At 48.1% G+C, this 4,699-nt stretch carries 3 protein-coding genes; all 3 read left to right on the top strand.

The genetic code is table 11. From position 1 onward, the window contains the following. The coding region (gene prfB, locus ACTHSP_RS18035; protein WP_440346596.1) for a peptide chain release factor 2 at positions 1–1,044 on the top strand (1,044 nt) is incomplete at its 5' end. A gap of 206 nt (positions 1,045–1,250) precedes the next feature. Next, a complete protein-coding gene (locus tag ACTHSP_RS18030; protein WP_440346595.1) occupies positions 1,251–2,237 on the top strand; it encodes an IS110 family transposase in 987 nt (328 codons plus the stop codon). Between the two features lie 688 nt (positions 2,238–2,925). Then, a complete protein-coding gene (locus ACTHSP_RS18025; protein WP_049350689.1) occupies positions 2,926–4,383 on the top strand; it encodes an oligopeptide:H+ symporter in 1,458 nt (485 codons plus the stop codon). Positions 4,384–4,699: the final 316 nt, after the last annotated feature.

The following is a 4,699-nucleotide window of genomic DNA, read 5'->3' as shown; positions in this document are numbered from 1 at the left end:
GAAGACATCCGCGTCTATATGGACTACCAAGGCAAAAAAGACCGCCTTGAAGAAGTCGTCGGCCTCTCCGAAGACCCGGAACTCTGGAACGACCCCAAACGCGCCCAAGAAATCGGCAAAGAGCGAAAAATCCTCGAAGGCATCGTGGTGACCCTCGACAACATCGCCACAGGCATCGAAGACAACCGCATGCTGATTGAAATGGCCGTCGAAGAAAATGACGAAGAAGGTTTCGCCGCCGTGCAGGAAGATGTGGCCGGTTTGGAAAAACAAATGGCCGACCTCGAATTCAAACGAATGTTCAACCAGCCTGCCGACCCGAACAACTGCTTTATCGACATCACCGCAGGCGCGGGCGGTACCGAAGCCGAAGACTGGGCAGGCATGTTGTTCCGCATGTACAGCCGTTACGCCGAGCGCAAAGGCTTCAAAATCGAAATCCTTGAAGAAGACGACGGCGAAATCGCAGGCATTAACCGCGCTACCATCCGCGTGGAAGGCGAATACGCCTACGGCCTGCTGCGTACCGAAACCGGCGTTCACCGCCTGGTGCGCTACTCGCCGTTTGACTCCAACAACAAACGCCACACGTCTTTCTCATCCGTGTTCGTTTACCCCGAAATCGACGACTCCATCGAAATCGAAATCAACCCGGCCGATTTGCGTATCGACACTTACCGTGCATCCGGTGCCGGTGGTCAGCACATTAACAAAACCGACTCCGCCGTGCGTATTACCCACGAGCCGACCGGTATTGTGGTGCAGTGTCAAAACGACCGTTCGCAACACGCCAACAAAGCTGCCGCGATGGAAATGTTGAAATCCAAACTGTACGAATTGGAAATGCGCAAACGCAACGAAGAGAAGCAGGCGTTGGAAGAAGGCAAGTCCGATGTGGGTTGGGGCAGCCAAATCCGCTCATACGTTTTGGATTCCTCACGCATCAAAGACTTGCGTACAGGCTACGAAGTCGGCAACACCAAAGCCGTATTGGACGGCGACTTGGACGGCTTCATCGAAGCCAGCCTGAAACAAGGTGTGTAAACCGTAAGAGACAAACAGGCCGTCTGAAAGATTTCAGACGGCCTGTTTGTTAGTAACTATACCTTGTATATCGGAACTTCCGTATCATAGCAACAAACCGCCCGCCGCCGCCCGCATCCGACCAAGGTAAACAACCGTTGAGTAGCTCAGGGAGCGGTCGGGCAACCCATCGACATAACCGGATAGTTGCCGAACAACACAACCGAATGCAAGGCAGGTTTATGATGAGTACCCAATACAATTACGCAGGTATCGACATCGCCAAACGAAACTTCGTCATCGCCGTTTCGTCTTTGTCTAAAACCAAAACCGAAACCAACAACCCAAAAGGTATCGCCCATACTATCGAATACCTTAAAAAACACAACGTCGCCCTCGTCGTGATGGAAAGCACCGGCGGTCTCGAAATCCCCGCCGCCAAAGCCATCCACCGTGCAGGCATAGCCGTGATTATCGCCAACCCGCGTCAGACGCATCAGTTTGCCCAATCGCAGTCGCTGACCAAAACCGATGCCAAAGATGCCCAAATGCTCGCCTTCTTCGCACAGATGATGACGCAGAAAGAAGGTTGGCAAACCATGCTCTACCACCCGCCCACCGAAGCGGAAGAAGTGTTGGAAGCATTGGTTAACCGCCGCAACCAACTGGTGGATATGCGGACTGCCGAGAAAAACCGTCTGCATCAGGTTCACGAAACACAAGTCGAAAGCGTCAAACAACTGATTGCTCATTTTGACAGGTTGATTGACGAATTGGACAAACAAATCGATGACCACACCCACACGCATTTTGACGGCAAAGCCCAAGTGGCGGAGCAAATCAAAGGCATCGGTTCGATAACGACGGCTACATTGATGGCGATGCTGCCCGAATTGGGACGGCTGAACCACAAACGGCTGGCGAGTCTGGTCGGTATTGCCCCACACCCGAGGGAGAGCGGGGAAACCAAATTCAAAAGCCGCTGCTTCGGCGGAAGGTCTGCGGTGCGTAAGGCGCTGTATATGGCTACCGTGGTAGCGACACGTTTTGAACCGCTTATTCGGGATTTCTACCAACGCCTGCTGTCCAAGGGTAAGCCGTATAAGGTTGCTGTTACGGCATGTATGCGCAAACTGCTGACGGTATTGAATGCCCGGATGCGTGATTACTTTGCCGGGAACGGTATCACCGAAAACGGTATCCAAACGGCTTGATTTGAGTTTTGGTATTTTTGCCCGACGGGGTGAAAAATACAGTTGCTACGACTACTGAAAAAATTAAATTGAAAAAAAAATCTAAATCTATAAAATATAGAAACGGAAATAAAAGTCCGTGTATCTGAAAACTTAAGTATAGAATGTAGCAATAATGGCAAATAATCAGACAGGCAACAGTAACCCAAACTGGCCAAGCAAAACAGGTAATCCGTCAGGCGGCAGACGTGGTAACAATCCCCCGTTAGGTAGCGGAAAATCTGGTGGGGGCAAAAAATAAACAATTTCTTTAAGCCCTACTTTTTTAAGTAGGGCTTTATTTTATCTGTTATTTGTATCACATAGTTTTCAGGCAGCCTGAAACTACTCTAAAGTCTTATCAGCCTAAATGGAATACCGAACGCAGTAAATATATCCGTTTTCGGCCACATGAAAAATACAATATAGAAAATCTAAAAATTAATGGGTTTTTGAATATGTAGGGCATGACAGAGATGGCCGCGATATCCTTGTTATGTAGCTATTGAGTTCTTTTTAGATACGAATCTTAATCTTTCTGTAAAAAAATGCTTTTTAATGTTTTGCAAATGCAAAGATTGGCGGTAATATATGGCTTCCATAAAAATGATTGGTAGGTATAACAGGCCGTCTGAAGCCTAAGTCTGTCTAATATATAGGAGAACTCATAATGTCCGGTCAAAAGCCGTCTTCTGCCGAGAAAACCTTCTTCGGCCATCCTTTGCAATTATCCACCCTATTCCATATTGAGCTGTGGGAACGTTTTTCCTTCTACGGTATGCAGGGCATCCTGTTGATTTATCTGTATTACGCCGCGAATCAAGGCGGCTTGGGTATGGATAAGGCTTTGGCCGGCGGTATTGTTGGCGCATACGGCGGCAGCGTTTACCTGTCTACTATTCTCGGCGCATGGTTGGCCGACCGCATTTGGGGCTCGGAACGTACCCTGTTTATCGCCGGTATCGTCGTGATGACCGGTCATATTTTATTGGCGATTGTGCCGGGCTTGATGGGATTGCTGTTGGGCTTGGTGTGTATCGCGCTGGGCAGCGGCGGCGTGAAATCGTCTGCCAGTTCGATGGTCGGTTCTTTGTATGAACGGGACGATCTGCGCGAATTGCGCGATGCCGGTTTCTCCATTTTCTATATTTCCATCAATATCGGTGGTTTCTTAGGCCCTTTGTTGACCGGTATTTTGCAAGACCGCATGGGTTTTCATTATGGCTTTGGCGCGGCGGCCGTCGGTATGGCATTTGGCCTGCTGTGGTATTCACGTGGCCGTAAAGACCTGCCGCATACGCCGGCTCCCAATCCGTTGCGCCCTGAAAAGGTACAGACTGCAATAGCTGTCGGCGTGTTGCTGGTTTTGGTGTTGGGCAGCGTGATTGCTTCCGGCGCGCTCAATCTTGAAAACTTTTCACGCTGGCTTTTGGGCGTGGTCATTATCACCGTTATCGCTTATTTTGCACGCCTGCTGGGCAGCAGCCAGGTTGAGGCAGCCAATAAACGTTACATCATGGCCTATATTCCGTTGTTTTTGACCATTTGTATGTTCTGGGCGGTTTGGTTTCAAGTGTACACCGTTGCAACGGTTTATTTCGACGAAACGGTCGATCGTACTTTCTTCGGCTTTACCGTGCCTGTTTCATGGAAAGACTCGATACAGGCCATGTGGGTGGTTCTCTTCTCCGGCGTGATGGCGGCGGTGTGGACGAAAATGGGCAAACGCCAACCTAAAACGCCGTTGAAGTTTGCGCTGGCCATGTTGGTAACCGGCGTCTCTTATTTGTGTTTCATTCCGTATATTTCATCCGGAACCCCGATGCCGATTATCGTGTTTATGCTGGTGTTGTTGGCGATTACGATAGGCGAGTTGATGCTGTCGCCGATTTCGCTGTCGTTTTCTACCAAAATCGCACCGAGCATGTTTAAAACACAAATGGTTGCGTTGAATTTCTTGGCATTGTCCATCGGCTTTACTTTGGGCGGAGTGTTGTTTAAAGACTACTACAATGCTGAGTCACCATTGGATTTCTACTGGATGCTGGCCACCATCGGCGCAGTAACCTGCGGTATCCTGCTGGTACTTGCCCCGGTATTGAACCGCATGCTCAAAGGTGTCGATTGATTTTTCTATTTAAATGAATGTGATGTACACAGGCCGTCTGAAAAGAATCAGTTTTCAGACGGCCTGATGTTTTTATTGAAGTTTGGAAAAGGGCGATTTTCCAGATTGTTGAAGTAAATCGGACATGAGGAAAACCCGAATTAAATGATACATGATTAAATTGAAATTAAAATTGTGAAATATTAAATAAGAATAAGAATTGTTCTCATAACTTTATTGAATTTATTAGTATTTTTTTACTGATTTGCTGATATTTACCTTTAAATGGCTTTTGAAATTCGATAAAATGGTAATCTATTTTTAAGATTTGTCTGTC

This window comes from Neisseria sp. P0001.S005, from assembly GCF_051963715.1.
The sequence above is the reverse complement of the archived record's forward strand: the minus strand, read 5'-3'. Positions and strand labels throughout refer to the sequence as shown.